Consider the following 20,079-nt stretch of genomic DNA (forward strand, 5'->3'; position numbering starts at 1 on the left):
CTGTGGGGGCCGGCTTGGTGGCGATTGGTGCGCGCAGCGGCCCCTTGTCGTTACACTTGTTCACAGCCAAGCCGCGTCATTTCTGGCATATAGCCTAGCCCCACCTGCCTTTGCACCGATACTCACCATGAAACCATTGCTGTACATCAACCCTCTCAGAGCCCTGTTGTTCGGCCTGACCCTGGCCCTGTTCGAACTGCTGACCTACCTCGCCAGCGACGCTGTCATGCCGGCCATGCCGGTGGTGGTCGACCACCTGAAGGCCAGCCCCGACTACATCCCCCACGCATTGAACCTGTACCTGCTCGGTGGTGTGGTATTGCAGTGGCTGATCGGCCCGCTGGCCGACCGTTATGGTCGTCGTCCACTGCTGCTGGCCGGTTGCGCGCTGTTTGGTGCCGCTTGCCTGGCCACCTATTGGGTGCAAGACATTGGCCTTTTCAACCTGCTGCGGCTATTGCAGGGCATCGGCCTGGGCTTTGTGGTGACGGTCAGCTACCCGGCCCTGAACGAAGCGTTCAGCGAGGCCGATGCGGTGCGGATGATGGCGTTGCTGGCCAATATTGCCTTGCTGTCGCCACTGCTCGGCCCGCTGGTGGGTACCTTGATGTTGCAATGGCTGGACTGGCGCTGGCTGTTCGTGGCGTTCGCCGCCGGTGCGGTGTTGGTGTGGGGGCTGCTGTACCGCTTGATGCCCGAGACCTTGGGTGTGGAGCGGCGCGACGGCTCCCGCTTGCCGTTCACGCCGATCCACCTGCTGCCGCTACTGGCGGGCTATGGCCAGCTGCTGGCCAACCGGCGTTTCGTCGCCGGCAGCGCGGCGTTGGGCCTGGTGGGCCTGCCGCTGATCGGCTGGATCGGCCTCTCTCCCGTGTTGCTTATCCACGACGAGGGGCTCAGCACGATGGAATATGCCCTGTGGCAGTTGCCGGTATTCGGCGGGCTGATCCTGGGTAACCTGATCATCAACCGCATCGCTGATCGCTATCCGCTGCCGGCGCTGGTGCGCGGCGCGCTGTGGCCGTACCTGGCAGGTTTGGGCCTGATGGTGCTAGCCACCTGGTACTGGCCCAGCGTGACCAGCGTGGTGGCGGGCATGTCGCTGTATGCGCTGGGCCTGGGCGTGGCCAATGCGGTGCTGTACCGCATGACGCTGTTCTCCAGCGATCAGAGCAAAGGGTTGGTGTCTGCGATGCTGGGGATGATCACCATTGCCTTGTTGGGCCTGGGCGGGGCGCTCATGGCCATGATCGGGGCGGGGTCGAGCTTGATGCACTTCGCACTGGCGGCAGGGGTAGCGGGGGCGCTGGCGCTCTGGCCGTTGTGGTCTGTGGTAGGTGGCCGGCCTGATGAGGGTGCTGTCGCTCAGTAGCGATGGCAGTGGCCCCATTGCCGGCAAGCCGGCGATGGGGCTGGTAACGTCCGCGAGTGTCCCTCAGTGCTGCTCGGTCGCCGAGTTATCCACCGGTGCCTGTTTCCCGCGGCCTGCTTCCTGTCGCCATTGCAAGGCGATCAGGATCAGGGTCGGTACACCCAGCAGGGCGGTGATCAGGAAGAAGTCGTGATAACCGAACTTCTCGACGATCACCCCCGAATAGCCGCCGATCAGGCGTGGCAACAGCAGCATGATCGAGCTCAGCAGGGCATATTGCGTGGCCGAGAACTTCAGGTTGGTCAGGCTCGACAGGTAGGCGACGAACGCCGATGTCGCCAGGCCCGAGCTGAAGTTGTCCAGGGAAATGGTCACCACCAGCATTTGCAGGTTCGGCCCCATGTCGGCCAGCATCAGGAACAGGATGTTGGTCGCCGCCGAAGCCGCACCGCCGATGAACAGGATCGGCAGGATGCCGAAGCGCACGATCAGCAGCCCACCTGCGCCTGCGCCCACCAAGGTCATGATCAGGCCGAAGATCTTGCTGACGCTGGCAATCTGGTCCTTGGTGAAGCCCATGTCGATGTAAAACACGTTGGCCATGACGCCCATCACCGTGTCCGACATCCGGTAGGTGGCGATCAGCCCCAGCAGCAGCAGGGCCTGCCAGCGGTAACGGGTGATGAAATCATTGACTGGCGTCAGCACTGGCGCCAGGCCGCGACGGCCCATGCCCGACAGGCACGCCCAGCTCAGCAGTATATAGAGAATCAGGCGCAGGAAGGCGCGGTCTTCGAGCAGCAGGTCCAGTGGTGTGGCATCGCCGAAGATGACGCTGGCCCAATCGGTGTTGAACAGCTGGGTGAAGCTTGCCGGCACCGATACCAAAAGGATGATCAGCACGAACACCGAAGCCAGTTGGTGGATAAGCCCGTAGCGGGCTGCCGACAACTGGGTGCGCAGGGGCACGGGAGGTTCGCGCATCACCAGCGTGGTGAACAGCGCCGGCAGCATCATCACACCGAACAGGACGTAAGTGCCGGCCCAGGCCTTGTGCAGGTAGCTGAAGCCCGTGGAACCGAACCACTCGGCAAAGAACAGGGCGCCAGCGGTGGCGAGCAGCGCAGCGATCCGGTAACCGGCCATGTAGCTTGCGGCCAGGGCGGCCTGACGTTGATCGTCGGCAATCTCCAGGCGGTAGGCGTCGACGGCGATGTCCTGGGTGGCCGACGCGAACGCGACCAGCACAGCCAGAGCGATCAGCCACGACAGGTGCTGTTGGGGGTCACACAGGCTCATGCCCACCAGGCCGATCACCACCAGTGCCTGTGACAGCAACAGCCACGAGCGCCGGCGACCCAGCCCACCGAGCAGCGGCAGCCGCCACTGATCGAGCAGCGGGGACCATACCCATTTGAAGGCATAGGCCAGGCCGATCAGGCTGGCGTAGCCAATGGTTTCGCGCGCCACGCCAGCTTCGCGCAGCCACACCGACAGGGTCGAAAACACCAGCATGTAGGGCAGACCGGCAGCGAAGCCGAGCAGCAGAAGCACCAGGGTTGACGGGCTGGCATAGGCAGCGAGCGCAGCGCGCCAGGTTTTACGGGGCATGGGCCAACATCTGCCTCAAGTTTGCGAAAACAAAACGCGCACTCTAACCGCTGTGCTCCATCGGGCGCCAGCCATGGCGCATCATATCCACACGATTATTGGCTACATTCACGCCTTCCGCACGCAGCCGCGCCCTTTGTTCGTCACCCGATGGCGTGCCCAGCGCCAGGCTCAGACGGCCGCCGGCACCCAGCACTCGGTGCCACGGCAGGCGGGTGTCCGCAGGCAGCTGGCCAAGGGTCCTGCCAACCCAACGCGCCGCTCGGCCAAGCCCTGCCAATTCGGCGAGCTGACCGTAGCTGACCACCTTGCCGGCAGGCACCTGGCCCAGTACCGAATAAAGCGCCGTTCGTCGGGCCTCGGGTGTTTCCAGCGCGTGCTCATATCCCTCAGACATCCCGGCAGCCCTGGCCTGAAGTGAAACCGGACCAATGGTCACGGTAAATGCGTATTGAACTCAACGCCATGGTGGTGGGTCTTTCCTTGCTCTGGTCGTCCGCATCCGGATAATGCCCGGCTCATTCGTCTAATCGAACCTGTATTTCGCTTATGCATTCTAGATCCTTGCTGTGCCTGCTGACCGTTTCCTTGTGCGCTTCTTCTGCGTTCGCCGACACCGTGTGGATGAAGAACGGTGACCGCTTGAGCGGCAAGATTCGCGTTTTTGACGGTGGCAAGTTGTTGCTGGAGACCCCTTACGGTGGCTCTATCTCGCTGGATTGGAAACAGGTGCGGACCTTGGAGAGCGACCAGGAGTTGCTGGTCAAGCAGGATGCCTACAACGGGGAACGGGCCAAGTCGTTGAAGGCCGCTGAACCGGGCAAGGTGACCCTGGCCAATGGTGACGCGCCCAAGACTGTCGAGCTTGCCAGCATCGAGCAGATCATGAAGCCCAAGCCTGTGGTCGAGGACTTGGTCTGGAAAGGTAATGTCGATGCCGCGCTGGACTATAAACGCGCGGAGAACGATACCGATGACTATGACATCGGCTTCAAGACCACGGCCCGCCATGGCCGTTGGCGGCACAACGCTGAAGGCGAGTACAACCGCGAGACCAAGGACGAGGTCACCACGACCAACAACTGGAGCGCGGAGTACGCGCTCGATCGCTTCATCACCGAGAAGTGGTTCTGGCAGGGCCGTCTTGAGTACAAGCGTGATCACATCGAGGATCTGGCGCGCCAGCGCACCGTGGGTACCGGCCCCGGTTACCAGTTCTGGGATGACGAACTGGGCGCGTTCTCGCTCGGCTCTTTGATCAACCGCACCGACTTCGAATACCAGGATGGCAGCAAGGACAACTTCTATGCGGCAGCGGTGAAGTGGGACTACACCCGTTATCTGATCGGCAAGAATGTCCAGCTGTTCACCAACGGTGAGTTCGCCAAGCCTCTGGGTGGCGTAGCCGACTATTCGCTCGATGCGGAGGTGGGGCTGCGCTACAAAGTGACCGAATGGGCCTCGCTCAACCTCAAGGCTGAAAAGGACATCATCACTGGCACACGTGAGAGTGACCTGGACAAGACGCGCTACACCGCAGGCTTTGGCGTGACCTGGTAAGGGCAGCTGCAAGCTGCAAGCTGCAAGCTCCAAGCTCCAAGCTCCAAGCGAAAGCAGATGGCATGGCGCCCCGCTCCCGCTTTTTCTTGCAGCTTGCAGCTTGAAGCTTGAAGCTTAAGGGCCCCCTAGCCCTGCCGAGGAGTAAGACGTGAGTCAAAAGGCCATCCGCCCCGCCCGGGAACTGCTGCTCAAGGAGTACCGCGGTGTACTCTCGACCCATTCCAAGTCCATGCCTGGCTTCCCTTTCGGCTCTGTGGTGCCCTACTGCCTGGATGCCGAGGGCAACCCGCTGATCCTCATCAGCCGCATCGCCCAGCACACCCACAACCTGCAGAAAGACCCAAAGTGCTCCTTGCTGGTGGGGGAGCGAGAGGCTGAGGACGTGCAGGCCGTGGGCCGCCTGACCATCATGGCCGAGGCGCACAAACTGCTGGACGAAGCGGCCGTCGACGCCGCTGCCGAACGCTACTACCGTTACTTCCCCGATGCCGCCAACTACCACAAGGCGCACGACTTCGACTTCTGGGTGCTGCAGCCGGTGCGTCATCGGTACATAGGTGGCTTCGGCGCGATTCACTGGCTCGACCAGGTGACGCTGGCCAATCCCTTCGCCGGCAAGGCCGAGGCCAGCATGATCGAGCACATGAACAGCGACCATGCCAACGCCATCGCCCACTACGTAGCATTGAGCGATTTGCCGCGCAGCGCGCCAGCGCAGTTGGTCGGCATCGACAGTGAAGGCATGCACCTGCGTATCGGCCAAGGTATCCACTGGCTGGCTTTTCCAAGCAATTGCAATACGCCGACACAAGTTCGCGAGGCCTTGGTTTTACTGGCGCGCGCCGACCAATGGCCGGCCCCGGCAGAAATCGAAGCTTGAAAAAGCGAGCGCACGCATCCATCTGATGGTCTTAAAGGAAGATAGTCTTCCGTCGAGGAATCCTTGATGCGTGCTTTTCTACTGCTGTTTCTGCTTTTCCCTGTGCTGGAGTTGTTCGTCTTCGTCAAGGTCAGCGCAGCCATCGGTTTCTTCCCGGCGCTGCTGCTGATCATCGCAGGCTCCGCGCTGGGTGTGCTGGTCATGCGTGTGGCGGGCCTGGCCACTGCGTTGCGTGCCCGTGAAAGCCTGCAACGTGGCGAACTGCCTGCCGAAGACATGTTCCAGGGCCTGATGCTGGCGGTGGGCGGTGGCCTGCTGCTGCTCCCCGGCTTCATCAGTGACGTGCTGGGCCTGCTCTGCCTGCTGCCCTTCACCCGCCACTTTGCCGCGCGCAAGATGCGTCAGCGTGCCGAGGCCCAGGCCATGCGCCAGCGGGCGTTTCAGGATGACCCCTATCAGGCACAGCCGCGCGACAGCGGCCACCGGCCCAATGTGATCGAAGGCGAGTACGAACGTCGCGACAAATAGACATCCTTGGGGCCGCTTTGCGGCCCCAAGCATTTCTGCTCGTTGAAAAAATTTCTGCAGCAAGCCTTGTAATTGATCCTGCCGGCCTCATGTATGTGGTCACCGCAAGGTTTCTGGTGGCAACACCGGACAATACACAGGTGGTTCGCCCGTCGCGGGCCACCCCGGCAACGCCGGACCGCATCAACCCGCCGGTGTCGACACCGGCCGATGAAAACCACAAATTGGGAGAGATCGACAATGAAGCTTCGTCCTCTGCATGACCGCGTAGTCATCCGTCGCAGCGAAGAAGAATCGAAAACCGCTGGCGGTATCGTCCTGCCGGGTTCGGCCGCTGAAAAACCAAACCGTGGCGAAGTTGTCGCCGTCGGCACCGGTCGCATCCTGGACAACGGCGAAGTACGTGCACTGGCCGTCAAAGTGGGTGACAAAGTGGTTTTCGGCCCTTACTCGGGCAGCAACACCGTGAAAGTCGATGGCGAAGACCTGCTGGTAATGAGCGAGAACGAAATCCTCGCCGTTGTCGAAGGCTGATTTACCCGACTTCCCGTTACTCCAAAGAATTTCAAGGATTAAACGATCATGGCTGCTAAAGACGTAAAATTCGGCGATTCCGCCCGTAAAAAAATGCTCGTTGGTGTCAACGTTCTGGCTGACGCGGTAAAAGCGACCCTGGGCCCGAAAGGCCGCAACGTCGTCCTGGCCAAGAGCTTCGGCGCGCCGACCATCACCAAGGACGGCGTTTCCGTCGCCAAAGAGATCGAGCTCAAAGACGCTTTCGAGAACATGGGCGCCCAGCTGGTCAAGGAAGTCGCTTCCAAGGCCAACGATGCTGCCGGTGACGGCACCACCACCGCGACCGTTCTGGCTCAGGCCATCGTCAACGAAGGCCTGAAGGCCGTCGCTGCCGGCATGAACCCGATGGACCTCAAGCGCGGTATCGACAAGGCCACCGCTGCAGTCGTCGCCGAGCTGAAAAACCTGTCCAAGCCATGCGCCGACTCCAAGGCCATCGCTCAGGTAGGCACCATCTCCGCCAACTCCGACAACTCCATCGGTGAAATCATCGCCGAAGCCATGGAGAAAGTCGGCAAAGAAGGCGTGATCACCGTTGAAGAAGGCTCGGGCCTGGAAAACGAACTGTCCGTCGTAGAAGGCATGCAGTTCGACCGCGGCTACCTGTCGCCTTACTTCGTCAACAAGCCAGACACCATGGTTGCCGAGCTGGAAAGCCCGCTGCTGCTGCTGGTTGACAAGAAGATCTCCAACATCCGTGAGCTGCTGCCAGTGCTGGAAGCCGTTGCCAAGGCCGGCCGCCCACTGCTGATCGTTGCTGAAGACGTCGAAGGCGAAGCCCTGGCTACCCTGGTCGTCAACAACATGCGCGGTATCGTCAAGGTAGCCGCAGTCAAGGCACCTGGCTTCGGCGACCGCCGCAAGGCCATGCTGCAGGACATCGCCGTCCTGACCGGCGGCCAGGTCATCTCCGAAGAAATCGGCCTGACCCTGGAAACCACCACCCTGGAGCACCTGGGTAACGCCAAGCGCGTCATCCTGTCCAAGGAAAACACCACCATCATCGACGGTGCTGGCGTTGACGCCGACATCGAAGCACGCGTCAAGCAGATCCGTGCCCAGATCGAGGAAACGTCTTCGGACTACGACCGTGAGAAGCTGCAAGAGCGTCTGGCCAAGCTGGCTGGCGGTGTTGCCGTGATCAAGGTCGGTGCTGGCACCGAAGTTGAAATGAAAGAGAAGAAAGCCCGTGTTGAAGACGCCCTGCACGCTACCCGTGCAGCCGTCGAAGAAGGCGTGGTGCCTGGCGGTGGTGTTGCCCTGGTTCGCGCCCTGGCTGCCATTGTCGACCTCAAAGGCGACAACGAAGACCAGAACGTCGGTATCGCTCTGCTGCGTCGCGCTGTTGAAGCGCCGCTGCGCCAGATCACTGCCAACGCCGGCGACGAGCCAAGCGTGGTGGCCGACAAGGTCAAGCAAGGTTCGGGTAACTACGGCTACAACGCGGCTACCGGCGAATACGGCGACATGATCGAGATGGGTATCCTTGACCCAGCCAAGGTCACCCGTTCGGCCCTGCAAGCAGCTGCTTCGATCGGCGGTCTGATGATCACCACCGAAGCCATGGTTGCCGACCTGCCGGAAGACAAGCCAGCTGGCGGCATGCCAGACATGGGCGGCATGGGCGGTATGGGCGGCATGATGTAAGCCAGCCTTACCCCCTGTAACAGGAAAAGCCCCGGTTCGCGAGAATCGGGGCTTTTTCGTTTGCGGCAACTTCGCTGAATATCTACCAGTACTGGCACTGTCCGGTCGATGGCCTTAAGCTGCGCCTGCCGCGCACCACAGCGAAGCGCCGCACAGGAGAACCCGATGCGAATTCTTTTGGTTGAAGACAACCGCGATATCCTTGCCAACCTGGCTGATTATCTGGGCATGAAGGGCTACACCGTCGACTGCGCCCAGGACGGCCTGTCAGGTCTGCACCTGGCCGCCACCGAGCACTACGACCTGATCGTGCTCGATATCATGCTGCCTGGTATCGACGGTTACACCCTGTGCAAGCGCCTGCGCGAGGATGCCCGTCGCGATACGCCAGTGATCATGCTGACCGCCCGCGACCAGCTCGATGACCGCCTGCAGGGCTTCCGCTCCGGCGCCGACGATTACCTGCTCAAACCGTTCGCCCTGTCCGAGCTCGCCGCGCGCATCGAAGCCGTGCTGCGCCGCGCCCAGGGCGGCGGGCGACGCACCTTGCAGGTTGCCGACCTGAGCTACGACCTTGATACCCTCGAAGTCACGCGCCAAGGGCGCTTGCTCAAGCTCAACCCAGTCGGCCTCAAGCTGCTCGCGGTGCTGATGCAGAAAAGCCCCCACGTGTTGCGCCGTGAGGTACTGGAAGAGGCATTGTGGGGGGATGACTGCCCCGACAGCGACAGCTTGCGCAGCCACGTACACCAACTGCGGCAAGTGATCGACAAACCGTTCGAAAAGCCGTTGCTGCATACCGTCCATGGCGTCGGCTATCGCCTGGCCGAGGGTCGCGATGGAGTTTAAGCAAAGCCTGGCGCAGCGCATCATCATCGCGTTCGCGCTGATGAGCGCGCTGGTGGCCGGGGCGTTCGCCTTCGGTATCGTCGCCACGGTGCACCTGGTTGAAGAACGCTTGATCTCCTCGGTGCTGGGCGGCGACTTGCAGCGCCTGCTGCGCATGGACAGCATCAGTGACTGGAGCCACCGGCCGCGCCCCGACCAGCTGTTCTACTTCAGCGGTGGGCGCGATGACTTCGAGCTGCCAAAAGACTTGCGCCACCTCGATGCAGGTTTTCATGAGGTATTCCGCGATCAGCTTTCCTACCACGCAATGGTGGAAATCGTAGACGGCCGACGTTATGTGCTGCTGCAGGATCAGAGCGACTTTGAAGAGCGCGAACGGGTGCTGTTCGCTGTCGTCGTGGTGGGCTTCGTGCTCAGCCTGGTCCTGGCGGTGTTCCTCGGCTGGCTGCTGGCGCGGCGGGTAATGGCACCGGTGATCCGCCTGGCGCGTCAAGTGCGCCATCGTGATCAGCTGCTTGGCCTGGCACCACCCCTGGCACCCGACTACGCAGCCGATGAAGTCGGCCAGCTGGCCGCGGCCTTCGACGATACGCTTGGTCGTTTGCGCGATGCACTGACCCGCGAGCGTCTGTTCACCAGCGACGTCAGCCATGAATTGCGCACGCCACTGATGGTTCTGGCCACTTCCTGTGAGCTGCTGATCGAAAACCCCACTCTGGACAGCCGCTCACGCAGCCAGGTCGAGCGCATCGCCCGGGCCACCGAAGAAATGCGCGAGTTGGTCAAAACCTTCCTGATGCTCGCCCGTGCCCAGCGCGACCAGGGCGCCGTGGCCTCCCAAGCGACGTTGCGTGAAGTGGCCGACGATTTGATCGGCGTGTGGCGCGACACCATCGAGCAGAAGGGGCTGACGCTGTACTTCGATGGCCGCGTCAGTGCCGGCCCGCTGCTGTACAACGCGACCTTCCTGCAGTCGGTGATGGGCAACCTCTTGCGCAACGCGGCGCACTACACCGACAGTGGCTACATTCGCCTGAGCCTTGAAGCCAATGGGTTCAGCGTCGAAGACAGCGGTGTCGGCATTCCGGAGGAGCAGCGTGAGGCGATGTTCAAACCCTTCGTGCGGGGGGATGAACGGCGCGGTGAGGGTCTGGGCCTTGGCTTATCGCTGGTCCAACGGATCTGCGATGATCAGGGATGGCGCGTTACGCTGACCTCAACCGCACCCCATGGCTGCCGCTTTCAGGTGGACTTGAGCCAGAGCGCTGAGAAGTCCGATCCGCTGAAGCCTTGCGAGTGAATCACTGGGCTATATTCCTTTAGGGATAACACTTTTTTCACATTGGAATGACCTGTTTCCTACGCAGTGTTACTTAAGGTGCGTGCAATGGAGCCAGGAGATGCCCAATGCGTAGCCCTATCAAACTCGAGTTTTCCAAAAAGTACGACCAGCAACATGCCCGGGAGTACTTTCTAAAGCACCAAGATGGTCTGGCACGTCGCCTTTCCCATAAGCGCGACGAGCAATTGGCCCGTCGCGCCTTGGCGCTGGCCGGAGAGCCGGGGTTGGTGCTGGACCTGCCTTGCGGCGCGGGCCGGTTCTGGCCGCTGCTGGCCGAAAAACCCAACAGGGTGATCATCGGTGCCGACAATTCCGAGGCAATGATCGAGACAGCCTGTGCGGCACAACCGCCAGAGGTGGTGGCGCGGGTACGGCCTTTGCAAACATCAGCGTTCGCCATCGACTTGCCGGACAACTCGGTCGATAGCATTTTCTGCATGCGCTTGTTTCACCACATCGGCGAGGCGGCCCACAGGAAAGCGATTTTGTCGGAGTTTCAAAGGGTTAGCCGCGACAGCGTAATCCTGTCATTGTGGGTGGATGGAAACTTCAAGGCCTGGCGGCGGCAGAAGCTCGAGCATAAGCGCAGTGCCAAAGCCGAGCCGGGCAGCTACCAGAACCGTTTCGTGTTACCGGCAGAGACAGTCGAAGAAGAATTCAAAGCCGCCGGCTTCAGAATCCAGGAACGCCTGGATTTCCTGCCGTTCTATGCCATGTGGCGGGTTTATGTATTGCGTAAGGGGTAGTGTTTGATGGCTGGAGCCCAAAGCGGGGAATCACGCTTCGATTATTACTGGCGCCAGCAAGGCGAATGGGTCGAGGAACCGAACCAGCGCCGTGGTGGTGAAAGTGGCGTGCAACGCCTTAACGATGCCGATGGCAACTTGCTGTATGCCAAGCGCCAGGTGGGGCACATCTACCGCAGCCTACTGCACCCGTTCGGCAGGCCGACGGTGCTGCGTGAGCTTGACGCGCTGAACAGCTTCGAACAGCTGGGCGTGCGTGTGCCGCGTATCGTTTTTTGCGGAGCCGAGCGCGATGCTGACCATCAATGGCGTGCGCTGCTGGTCAGCGAGGCGCTCGATGGTTTCATCGAGCTCGATGCCTGGCATGCCCAAGGTGCCCGCGAGCGTTACCCGCACGTGGTGCATGAACGCATGCTCAAAGAGTTGGCCGACAACCTGGCCCGCATGCACCTGGGCCATTGGCAACATGGTTGCCTGTACGGCAAGCACGTGTTCGTCAAGGTGATCGGCGAGGGTGAACAAAGCCGCGTTGAAGTGGCGCTGCTCGACCTGGAGAAGTGCCGCCGCCGTATCAGCTGCCAGCGCGCAGCGGCCAATGATCTGCGCCAGCTGCGCCGCCATTCGTCGCTCAATGACGCGGAATGGCAATCCTTGCTCTATTTTTACGAGATGGCGTTTGGCAGCGCTGTCAAAGGGTTAGAGTAATGAAACTAGAAATCGCTCGAGCTTTGTTTCTGATAGCCGGCCTGGCGGTTACCACGGTGGCGGTTGCTGCCTGGGAAGAGCCGCGGCCCAAGGTGTTCAGCAAGGCTGAACTGGCAGAACAATGCGCGTTGCCGCAGGCAGTGAAACAGCAGGTCCATGCCCAGCCGGACCAGGACCTGCTGTTGTTTCTGTTCGGGCTTCGGCAGGGCTTGCGGCCGGCAGGCTGAGCCAGGTTCGAGCACCGAAGGCCTCGCTATTGCGGGGCCTTTGCTTTTCTGCGTTGCCCCGATCAGGCGACCACAGGTTGTTTGGCCGCAGACTTGTGCGCCAGCAGGGTGTAGATAGCTGGCAGCACGAACAGGGTAAACAACGTCCCGATCGACATCCCCGTCGCAATCACAGTGCCAATGTCAAAGCGGCTCACGGCCCCGGCGCCTGTCGCCAGAATCAGCGGCACCATGCCAAATACCATCGCGGCGGTGGTCATCAGCACCGGGCGTAAGCGAATGGCCGCAGCTTCCTCGATCGCCTCCCTTGCGCTCAGGCCCTTTTCCTCGCGCAACTGGTTGGCGAATTCGACGATCAGGATACCGTGCTTGCTGATCAGGCCGATCAATGTCACCAGGCCGACCTGGGTGTAGATGTTCATGCTGGAGATACCCAGGAACAGCGGCAACAGCGCCCCGCAGATCGACAGCGGTACCGTCACCAGAATCACCAGTGGGTCGCGGAAGCTTTCGAACTGCGCCGCCAGCACCAGGAAGATGATCGCCAGGGCCAGGCCGAAGGTCACCCACAGCGCGCTGCCTTCCTGTATGTACTGGCGTGCCGCACCTGCATAGTCGAAGGAGAACCCTTCCGGCGCCTGCTCGGCAGCAATGTCCCGTACCGTCTGCAAGGCTTCGCCGATGCTGACCAGCGGCACACCCTGGATGATCGCCGAATTCAATTGCTGGAACTGGTTGAGCTGGCGCGGACGCGCCCGGTCACTCAGGGTGATCAGGGTCGACAGTGGCAGCAGCTGGCCCTGGTCGTTCTTGACGTAGTAGTTGTTGAGCCAGCCGGGATTGTCGCGGTAAGGGCGTTCGACCTGGGCGATGACTTTATAGCTGCGGCCTTCGAGGGTGAACCGGTTGATTTCCCCCTCGCCCAGCAAGGTCGCCAAAGTGCCACCAAGGACGTCCATGGATACCCCCATCTGCGCAGCCTTGGCACGGTCGATGTCGACTACCACCTCGGGCTTGTCGAACGCCAGGTCGATGTCGAGGAAGGCAAATTTGCCCGATGCCTGGGCGCGTTCCTTGATCCGTTGAGCGACCTCCAGCAGCGTCTGGTAATCGCCAGCGGTATTGATGACGAACTGGAACGGCAGGCCCTCGCCGGTCCCAGGCAGTGACGGCAGGTTGAAACCAAAGATCTGCAGGCCGCTGATGTCGTCGAGTTTGGCCTGTACCAGGGGCAGCAACTCCATCTGCGTGCGCTCGCGCTCGTTCCAGGGCTTGAGCAGAAAACCGCCGATGCCGCTCTGCACACCGTTGAAGCCGTTGATCTGGAACGATGAGTAGTATTCGGGGAAGGCCTTGAACAGTGGGGTGAACTGGTCGGTGTAGGCATTGAGGTAGTCGAGGTTGGCCGGTTGTGGCGAGCTACTGATCATGAAGATCACCCCCTGATCCTCGTTCGGTGCCAGTTCGTTCTGGGTGAACTTGAGCAGCACCGGGATCAGGCACAGGATGATCACTGCGAACACCAGCACCACCGGGCGGCTGTCCAGCGTGGTGTGCAGCAGGCGCTGATAACGGCCCTTGATGCGCTCGAACAGCACGTCAAGGCGATGCGCCAGGCCGCTGGCATTCTGTTCCCGACGCAGCAGCAAGGCACACATCATCGGCGACAGGGTCAGGGCGACGACACCGGAGATGATCACCGCCCCAGCCAGGGTCAGGGCGAACTCCTTGAACAAGGCACCGGTGAGCCCGGTCAGGAAGCCGATCGGTGCATACACTGCGGCCAGGGTGATGGTCATCGACACCACTGGCATGGCGATTTCCCGCGCACCCTCCAGCGCGGCGTCTAGCGGTGACTTGCCTTCCTCCATGTGCCGGTGGATGTTTTCCACCACGACGATGGCATCGTCCACCACCAGGCCGATGGCCAATACCATTGCCAGCAGGGTCAGCAGGTTGAGCGAATAGCCCATCATCTGCATGAAGAACAGCACCCCGATCATCGACAGTGGGATGGTCACCACCGGGATCAGTACCGAGCGCAGTGCGCCGAGGAACAAAAATACCACCACGATGACGATCAGCACCGCTTCGCCAAGGGTCTTGACCACTTCGTCGATCGAGGCCTGGATGAACAGCGTGGCGTCATAGGCAATCGACCCCTTGAGCGTGGATGGCAACTGGCTTTCCAGCTCCGGCATGATGCGGCGTACTTCCTTGATCACCTCCAGCGGGTTGGCGGCCGGGGTGGCCTTGATGCCGATGTACACCGAAGGCGTGCCATCGAACGAGCTGACCGTGTCGTAATTTTCCGCTCCCATCTCCACCCGGGCCACATCACCGAGCAAGACCCGGCTGTCGCCTGAGGTCTTGAGCGGCAATGCGGCGAAAGCCTCGGACGACTTCAGTTCGGTGTTGGCGTTGATGCTGGTGACCACGTATTCGCCCTTCACCTCACCCGCGGCGGCGAGAAAGTTGTAGCGGCGTACGGCGCTGGTCACGTCAGTGGCGGCAAGGCCGAAGGCTGCCAGCTTGACCGGGTCGATCCAGATGCGCATGGCGAACACCTGGTTGCCGAGGATTTCGGCCTCGGCCATGCCCGGCAAGGTTGCAAGTTTCGGCTGGATGACCCGTGACAGGTAGTCGGTGATCTGCGGGTTGCTCATTTCCTTGCTGTAGAAGCTGATGTACATCAGGGCCGAGGCATCTGCGGCTTCTTTGCTCAGTACCGGGTCTTCTGCGTCTTGCGGCAACTGGTTGCGCACTTCGTTGGCCTTGGCCAGCAACTCGGTGAACAGGCGGTCGCTGTCGGCACCGATACGCGCATAGATGGAGATGATCGAGAAGTTTTGCCGGCTCACCGAGGTCATGTAGTCGATGCCCTCGGCGCTGGCCAGGCTCTGCTGCAGCGGTTGGGTGATGTAGCCCTGAATGGTCTCTGCGTTGGCGCCGGGGTAGGCCGTGGTCACCGTGATCAGGGCATTTTCCATTTGCGGGTACTGGCGGATCTGCAGCTTGTTCCAAGCCTGAAAACCCAACAGCAGGATCAGCAGGCTGACCACGCTGGCCAGCACCGGGCGGCGGATGAACGGGTCGGTGAACGCCATGCCTGCCTCCTGGTCAGTCCGCGCGCGGGGCGCCTTGTTCGGGATCGAGGGCTGCGTCCTGGCCGATACGGATGGCCGCGCCAGGGCTCAGTTTGAGCTGCCCGGCGGTGACCACCTGTTCGCCAGCGGCGAGCCCTTTGCTGATCACCACCACGCCGTCGCGCCGCTCGCCGGTCTGCACACTGCGTTGTTCGGCGCTGAGCCGCGGCTGGCCGCTGTCGTCGCGCTCGGGGTTACCGTCCTTGTCTTTCTTGGGCGCGACGACATACACGGAATTGCCATACAGCGTGTAGGTAATGGCGCTTTCCGGCACCACGATCTGTGGGCGCGGGTCAGGCAGGAGCACCAGCAGGTTGGCGAACATGCCCGGCAGCAGCTTGCCATCCGGGTTGGCCATGGTCGCGCGCACCAGCAGGTTGCGCGTGCTCTCATCGACCTTGGGGTTGATGGCGCTGAGGCTGGCAGAGAAGGTCTGGCCAGGGTAGGCGGCCACCTGCACCTGTACCTGCTGGCCCAGGCTCAGTTGGGGCAGTGCCTGCTCCGGTACGTTGAAGTCGACGTACAGGCTGGAAAGGTCCTGCAGGGTAGCGATCACAGAACCAGCCGCCAGGTAGTCACCGACATCCACCTGGCGGATGCCGATCGTGCCGCTGAATGGGGCACTGATGCTCTTCTTGGTTTTCGAGGCCTTGAGCTGGTCGACCACCGCCTGGTTGCGCCGGTACTGGGCGGTGAGGCGATCATATTCGCCCCGAGAAATGGCTGAATCGCCCACCAGCTGGCTGCCGCGGCCGAAGTCCACTTTGGCCAGGCCCAGGTCCGCCTGGGCGGTGCCCAGCAGTGCGGTCTCCTGATCGTCATTGAGCTTGAGCAGCAGTTGCCCAGCCTTGACCTTCTGGCCGGAGTCGAAATGCAAGGATTGGACGATACCTTCCACCTCAAGGCTCAGCTCGACTCCCTGCAGGGCCTTGAGGCTGCCCACGGCGGGCAGGCGCTGCTGCCACTGGCGCTGCTCGGCCATGGCCGCCGCCACGGTGATGGGGGGCTTGGGGGCAGTGAACATCTGGATCTGCTGGTAGATCGAGAAGGCCTTGTAGCCCCCCAGGGCCAGCACGATCAGCAGAACGACGGCCAACATGATGAGCATGCGGCGGCGCAGCATAAGTCCGTTTCCTTGGATGCGAGGTTGTTATTGGTTTTGACACGACAACGGGCAGTCCTGCCCACGTGCGGATGGGAGAAGTATTGACTGTTTTTTGAATGACGGGGAAATGGTTTGCGACCCCGCGCCTCACGGGGCCGCGCGAACCTGGGTGAATCAGGCCAGGTGCAGGTGGTTGTCCCAGAACCCGGAGGGCAAATCCATCGGCTGGCCGATCGGTTCCTGCTTGCGGCAATCATAGTACCGGCAACGTCCCTGCCCGGAAGTCACGACGAAACCATCCTTCACCGCCCCGACCCCGGCACAGTCCGGCATCGGCGCATCCAGCCTGACCGCGCCACTGTCCAGGTCCCAGACGAACAGGCGGTTGGCCCGCGGCGCCGTCAGCGCCACCAGGCGCAGGTCGCTGTGGATCGCTACGCTGGCCGTGTACTGGGCCATGGCTTGCAACTGCTGCTCGGGTACCGGGAACGCCTTGAACGGCTCGCCCGGGCGCTTGATGGCCAGCAACTCGGCGGTTTCATCGGCATCGCCCATGAACTGCTGGCAGGCGGCGATGGTGCCATCACTGCCCACTGCCAGATGGCGCACGCTGTTCATTTGCTGAGCCAGCGTTTCCTTGCTCAGCAAGGTGCCGTCGCGCTGCATCAATACCAGGCTTGGCTCCATTGCGTTGAGGTTCATCTCGACCCGGCTTTCGGCCTCGGTACGAATCCCGCCATTGGCCACGATCAGCGTCTCGCCATCTGGCAGCCATGCCACTTCATGCGGGCCGATGCCGTGGGTGGGGATCTCGCCGCTATGGACCAGGCGTTCACCTTCGAAACGGTACACGCCCAGCAGGCCACGCCCGGGGTCGGTCGTGTCATTCTCGGTGGCGTACAGCCATTCGCCGCTTTCATGAATCACGGCGTGGCCGTAAAAGTGCCGGTCAGGGCGCGACGAGACGGTCTGCAACAAGCGCCCGTCGCGCAGGTCGATCAGGTAGCTTTCGGTGCCGGGGCGGCGCGCGACGAACAGGGCGATGGGCAGTTGCGGATGGTTGATGATGGCATGGCAACGCTGGGCCACCTGGGTGCTGAACACCTGGGTACCGTCCAGGCGGAACCCGACGGCATAGTGCTTGCCGTCGCCATCGTCACGCGCCGACAGCAGCAAAGGATCGCTGCCTTTGTTGCGCATCAGGCTCCAGCCCCCCAAGGTCAGGGCGCTGAGTAGAACGCTACCGATTTTGAGTGCCTGGCGTCGCAGCATGATCAGTCACCGTCGTTGGCATTGAAGCCCAGCTGGATGTTCAACGCCTTGGCCAGTTCGCCTTCGTGCAGGCGGTGAACGACGTTGAGGCTGTCGTAGATCTGGTTGAGGCGTTGCATGCCATCGTCGTCTGCCAGCAACTCGCCCAGGGGTTTCTGGTTGTCGGCCAGCAGTTTGAGCGAAGTAGCGTAAGCGTCGTCGATCTTTTGCGCCAGGGCTTTCTGGTCGCTGCCCAGCAAGCTGCGCAGGCCCTGGTTGTCGACCCCGACCCAGACTGCCTGAGCGGCCTTGAGGCTGGCTTCCAGGCTTTTGAGCGAGGCGTGGCTGCGCCAGGCTTCGGCCTGCAGGGGCTGCGCAATGCCTTTGCTCTGGCGACCCATCGGTGCACCGAGCTTCTTCTTCAGGGTATCCAGCGCAGTCACCTGTGCACGCAGCAGGTCGGCGATCGCCTCGTGCGAGTCGGCATAGCGCTGGTTGGGGAACTTGGTCATTTGCGAGAGCATGCCGTCGGTGCTGTTCCAGCCTTTGAGGATCTCTTCGGCCAAGGCCTTCTGGTGCTCACCGATGGCGACCAGCAGCGGGCAGTAGCGGGCTTTCTGTTCGGCGGTGGCGACATCCGGCTTGCTGTCGAACAGGATGTATTCGTAGGCCGACAGGCCGCGGACCACGACGCTGGACTTGCCCAGGGTCTGGGCGTCGATCGGCTTGTCGCCATTGACCAACTGCTCGACCTGGCGACCGACCAGGTTCTTCTTGTCGGGCCAGAACTGCACCTGCCAGGCGCGGTTGCCCTCGGCCAGCGGGCCGACCAGCAGCGGCTGCAACTCGGCCCAGGCTTTTTGCGCGTTGAGGAAGTCCGCGCGAGCGCTGTCCAGGCTTTCTTTGCCTTCGCAGTAGGCCAAGGCACTGGCGGCCAGCTGGCGATCGGCTTCGACCCAGCGGCTGTAGGTCGGCAGGATCACCTGCTTGGCGATAGCGGCCGAAGCCACGGCCTGCGGGTCCTGCGGCGAGCAGGCGCCCAGAGCGAGTGCGGCGAGGCTGGTGAACAACAGTTTGGGTCGGAACATGCCCGGCTCCTTGCGCTTTTAAAGTGAGTTCAGGAAAGCCAGCAACGCAGCGCGCTGCTCGGCATTGAAGGTCAACACATGATCGCGTGCGGCCTGCGCTTCGCCGCCGTGCCAGAGCACGGCCTCGAGCAGGTTGCGGGCGCGGCCATCATGCAGGTACTGGGTGTGGCCACTGACCACTGGGCTGAGGCCGATGCCCCACAGCGGTGGGGTCCGCCAGTCTTGGCCGTTGGCGGTAAATTCGGTGCGGTCGTCGGCAAGGCCCGGGCCCATGTCGTGCAGCAGCAGGTCGCTGTAGGGGCGGATCACTTGCCCGGCCAGCTCTGGTTCGCTGGCGTCGGCGGCAGTGGTGAACTGCGGGGTGTGGCAACCCTGGCAGCCGGCCTGGTAGAACAGGTTCTTGCCGGCCAGCACTTGCGGGGCGCCGACGTCGCGCCGGGCTGGCACGCCCAGGTTGCGGGTGTAGAAGGTGACCAGGCGCAGGATGTTGTCGCTGACTTCCTTTTCACCGTCGGCGCCGTCGCCATTGGGCGCTGCAAGGCAATCGCGCTGCGCCGGGGTACAGTCGTCCCGGGGCTGCAGGGTGCTGGTCAAACCCATGTCACCTGCAAAGGCGTGCACGTTCTGCTGGTTGACGTTCGGCTGCCCGGCCTTCCAGCCAAAGCGGCCGACCACCGTCTTGCCCAGGGCGTCGTCCCATACCCGGTTGGCCCGGCCGCGAATACCGTCGCGGTTGCGATCGTCGGGGTCTTCGTTGGCCAGAATCTGAGCTTGCGGGATGGCTTCGAGCAGCCCCAGGCCGATCATGGGCGGTGCCACGCGGGCGGAGAACCGGGTGTCAGGGTGCATCGGCCCATAGCCGAGCTGGGTGATGTGCAGGGTAGGACGACGCAGTTCGACCTGGTGGCCGTCCCTGAAGGTGACCGTCTGATGGTCGTAAGTCACGCGCACCTTGCCTTCCGGGGCCACGCCTGGGTTGGCCATGTCCTGCAACTGGGTGCCATAGACCGGCTCTGGAACCACGCCCAGACGCTCGATTTCTTTTGCCAGGTAAGGCTGGTCGGGGATCGACAGGCGCACGAGCATCGACACCGCGTTGCTGTCGCCCGGCTCTGGCGGATGGCCACGGCCATCGCGTACGTGGCAGTTCTGGCAGGCGTTGGTGTTGAACAGTGGCCCCAGGCCGTCGCGTGCAGTGGTGGTAGACGGGGCGATCACCCAGGGGTTGCGGAAGAAACTGTTGCCTACGGCAAAGTCCAGGCGCCGCTCGGGCGACAGGTTGGCCGAGGGCAGGGAAAAAGCATTGCGGTCGTTGCGCTGGACAGTCGCCTGGCCACCTGACAGCGCTTCGCCTGGCTCTGCCTGGGTGAAACGCGGGGCGTCATCACAGGCGGCAACGGCGAGGGCCAGCAGCAAAGGGGAGAGTCGGGACAGCGACAAGGACAT

General features: G+C 62.2%; 19 protein-coding genes. 12 read left to right on the forward strand and 7 right to left on the reverse strand.

From position 1 onward, the window contains the following. Positions 1–127 precede the first annotated feature (127 nt). Positions 128–1,372: an MFS transporter gene (locus ABRP30_RS04685; protein WP_349976481.1), complete on the forward strand. Its 1,245-nt coding sequence runs from the start codon at positions 128–130 to the stop codon at positions 1,370–1,372. 63 nt (positions 1,373–1,435) lie between these two features. Here ABRP30_RS04685 and ABRP30_RS04690 read toward each other — a convergent pair whose 3' ends face one another. Continuing rightward, positions 1,436–2,983: an AmpG family muropeptide MFS transporter gene (locus ABRP30_RS04690; protein WP_349976480.1), complete on the reverse strand. Its 1,548-nt coding sequence runs from the start codon at positions 2,981–2,983 to the stop codon at positions 1,436–1,438. Positions 2,984–3,026: 43 nt separating this feature from the next. Continuing rightward, on the reverse strand, positions 3,027–3,380 hold the full coding sequence (locus ABRP30_RS04695) for an MGMT family protein (RefSeq protein ID WP_241804735.1): 354 nt from the start codon (positions 3,378–3,380) through the stop codon (positions 3,027–3,029). A gap of 152 nt (positions 3,381–3,532) precedes the next feature. Between ABRP30_RS04695 and ABRP30_RS04700 the strand changes: the two genes are divergently transcribed. The 11 genes from ABRP30_RS04700 (at position 3,533) to ABRP30_RS04750 (ending at position 12,043) form a co-directional block, all read left to right on the forward strand. Further along, positions 3,533–4,543: a DUF481 domain-containing protein gene (locus ABRP30_RS04700; RefSeq protein WP_349976479.1), complete on the forward strand. Its 1,011-nt coding sequence runs from the start codon at positions 3,533–3,535 to the stop codon at positions 4,541–4,543. Positions 4,544–4,691: 148 nt separating this feature from the next. Then, positions 4,692–5,423, forward strand: coding sequence for a DUF2470 domain-containing protein (locus tag ABRP30_RS04705; protein WP_349976478.1), 732 nt, complete (start codon positions 4,692–4,694; stop codon positions 5,421–5,423). 66 nt (positions 5,424–5,489) lie between these two features. Beyond that, on the forward strand, positions 5,490–5,951 hold the full coding sequence (locus ABRP30_RS04710) for an FxsA family protein (RefSeq protein WP_267821188.1): 462 nt from the start codon (positions 5,490–5,492) through the stop codon (positions 5,949–5,951). Between the two features lie 17 nt (positions 5,952–5,968). After that, positions 5,969–6,214 carry a hypothetical protein gene (locus ABRP30_RS04715; protein ID WP_349976477.1) on the forward strand — a complete coding sequence of 82 codons (246 nt, stop codon included), beginning with the start codon at positions 5,969–5,971 and terminating at the stop codon, positions 6,212–6,214. Then, positions 6,192–6,485: a co-chaperone GroES gene (locus ABRP30_RS04720; RefSeq protein WP_009395550.1), complete on the forward strand. Its 294-nt coding sequence runs from the start codon at positions 6,192–6,194 to the stop codon at positions 6,483–6,485. Before ABRP30_RS04715 ends, ABRP30_RS04720 begins: the two co-directional genes overlap by 23 nt. Positions 6,486–6,533: 48 nt before the next feature. Continuing rightward, a complete protein-coding gene (gene groL / locus ABRP30_RS04725) occupies positions 6,534–8,174 on the forward strand; it encodes a chaperonin GroEL (RefSeq protein WP_012312890.1) in 1,641 nt (546 codons plus the stop codon). Positions 8,175–8,339: 165 nt separating this feature from the next. Then, complete coding sequence (gene colR, locus ABRP30_RS04730) at positions 8,340–9,023, forward strand: two-component system response regulator ColR (protein WP_003255215.1); 684 nt, start codon at positions 8,340–8,342, stop codon at positions 9,021–9,023. Beyond that, positions 9,013–10,323: a HAMP domain-containing sensor histidine kinase gene (locus tag ABRP30_RS04735; protein WP_267821192.1), complete on the forward strand. Its 1,311-nt coding sequence runs from the start codon at positions 9,013–9,015 to the stop codon at positions 10,321–10,323. The genes colR and ABRP30_RS04735 overlap by 11 nt, the downstream gene beginning before the upstream one ends. A 107-nt stretch (positions 10,324–10,430) precedes the next feature. Beyond that, positions 10,431–11,111, forward strand: a complete 681-nt coding sequence (locus ABRP30_RS04740; protein ID WP_241804741.1) for a class I SAM-dependent methyltransferase — start codon at positions 10,431–10,433, stop codon at positions 11,109–11,111. 6 nt (positions 11,112–11,117) lie between these two features. Beyond that, a complete protein-coding gene (locus tag ABRP30_RS04745; protein ID WP_349976476.1) occupies positions 11,118–11,816 on the forward strand; it encodes a lipopolysaccharide kinase InaA family protein in 699 nt (232 codons plus the stop codon). Next, complete coding sequence (locus ABRP30_RS04750) at positions 11,816–12,043, forward strand: hypothetical protein (protein ID WP_241804743.1); 228 nt, start codon at positions 11,816–11,818, stop codon at positions 12,041–12,043. The genes ABRP30_RS04745 and ABRP30_RS04750 overlap by 1 nt, the downstream gene beginning before the upstream one ends. 62 nt (positions 12,044–12,105) lie before the next feature. Here ABRP30_RS04750 and ABRP30_RS04755 read toward each other — a convergent pair whose 3' ends face one another. The 5 genes from ABRP30_RS04755 to ABRP30_RS04775 form a co-directional block, all read right to left on the reverse strand. Continuing rightward, a complete protein-coding gene (locus ABRP30_RS04755) occupies positions 12,106–15,150 on the reverse strand; it encodes a multidrug efflux RND transporter permease subunit (protein ID WP_349976475.1) in 3,045 nt (1,014 codons plus the stop codon). 13 nt (positions 15,151–15,163) lie between these two features. Next, entirely contained in the window at positions 15,164–16,312 is a 1,149-nt protein-coding gene (locus tag ABRP30_RS04760) for an efflux RND transporter periplasmic adaptor subunit (RefSeq protein ID WP_267821197.1), read from the reverse strand. A gap of 156 nt (positions 16,313–16,468) precedes the next feature. Continuing rightward, entirely contained in the window at positions 16,469–17,566 is a 1,098-nt protein-coding gene (locus ABRP30_RS04765) for a DUF1513 domain-containing protein (RefSeq protein ID WP_349976474.1), read from the reverse strand. Positions 17,567–17,568: 2 nt separating this feature from the next. Continuing rightward, the gene (locus tag ABRP30_RS04770) at positions 17,569–18,633 is read right to left on the reverse strand and encodes an imelysin family protein (protein WP_241804747.1); all 1,065 of its coding nucleotides are present in this window, start codon (positions 18,631–18,633) and stop codon (positions 17,569–17,571) included. Positions 18,634–18,651: 18 nt separating this feature from the next. After that, positions 18,652–20,079 (reverse strand): di-heme oxidoredictase family protein, encoded by a 1,428-nt coding sequence (locus ABRP30_RS04775; RefSeq protein WP_349976473.1) that lies wholly within the window; start codon positions 20,077–20,079, stop codon positions 18,652–18,654.

Source organism: Pseudomonas sp. WHRI 8519 (assembly GCF_040224055.2).
GTDB classification, from domain to species: Bacteria; Pseudomonadota; Gammaproteobacteria; order Pseudomonadales; family Pseudomonadaceae; genus Aquipseudomonas; species Aquipseudomonas putida_X.

Coding starts and splice junctions, on each gene's coding strand:
- ABRP30_RS04685 (WP_349976481.1), top strand. CDS start 128: ATGAAACCATTGCTGTACATCAACCCTCTCAGAGCCCTGTTGTTCGGC.
- ABRP30_RS04690 (WP_349976480.1), bottom strand. CDS start 2,983: ATGCCCCGTAAAACCTGGCGCGCTGCGCTCGCTGCCTATGCCAGCCCG.
- ABRP30_RS04695 (WP_241804735.1), bottom strand. CDS start 3,380: ATGTCTGAGGGATATGAGCACGCGCTGGAAACACCCGAGGCCCGACGA.
- ABRP30_RS04700 (WP_349976479.1), top strand. CDS start 3,533: ATGCATTCTAGATCCTTGCTGTGCCTGCTGACCGTTTCCTTGTGCGCT.
- ABRP30_RS04710 (WP_267821188.1), top strand. CDS start 5,490: ATGCGTGCTTTTCTACTGCTGTTTCTGCTTTTCCCTGTGCTGGAGTTG.
- ABRP30_RS04720 (WP_009395550.1), top strand. CDS start 6,192: ATGAAGCTTCGTCCTCTGCATGACCGCGTAGTCATCCGTCGCAGCGAA.
- groL (WP_012312890.1), top strand. CDS start 6,534: ATGGCTGCTAAAGACGTAAAATTCGGCGATTCCGCCCGTAAAAAAATG.
- colR (WP_003255215.1), top strand. CDS start 8,340: ATGCGAATTCTTTTGGTTGAAGACAACCGCGATATCCTTGCCAACCTG.
- ABRP30_RS04735 (WP_267821192.1), top strand. CDS start 9,013: ATGGAGTTTAAGCAAAGCCTGGCGCAGCGCATCATCATCGCGTTCGCG.
- ABRP30_RS04740 (WP_241804741.1), top strand. CDS start 10,431: ATGCGTAGCCCTATCAAACTCGAGTTTTCCAAAAAGTACGACCAGCAA.
- ABRP30_RS04745 (WP_349976476.1), top strand. CDS start 11,118: ATGGCTGGAGCCCAAAGCGGGGAATCACGCTTCGATTATTACTGGCGC.
- ABRP30_RS04750 (WP_241804743.1), top strand. CDS start 11,816: ATGAAACTAGAAATCGCTCGAGCTTTGTTTCTGATAGCCGGCCTGGCG.
- ABRP30_RS04755 (WP_349976475.1), bottom strand. CDS start 15,150: ATGGCGTTCACCGACCCGTTCATCCGCCGCCCGGTGCTGGCCAGCGTG.
- ABRP30_RS04760 (WP_267821197.1), bottom strand. CDS start 16,312: ATGCTGCGCCGCCGCATGCTCATCATGTTGGCCGTCGTTCTGCTGATC.
- ABRP30_RS04765 (WP_349976474.1), bottom strand. CDS start 17,566: ATGCTGCGACGCCAGGCACTCAAAATCGGTAGCGTTCTACTCAGCGCC.
- ABRP30_RS04770 (WP_241804747.1), bottom strand. CDS start 18,633: ATGTTCCGACCCAAACTGTTGTTCACCAGCCTCGCCGCACTCGCTCTG.
- ABRP30_RS04775 (WP_349976473.1), bottom strand. CDS start 20,079: ATGTCCTTGTCGCTGTCCCGACTCTCCCCTTTGCTGCTGGCCCTCGCC.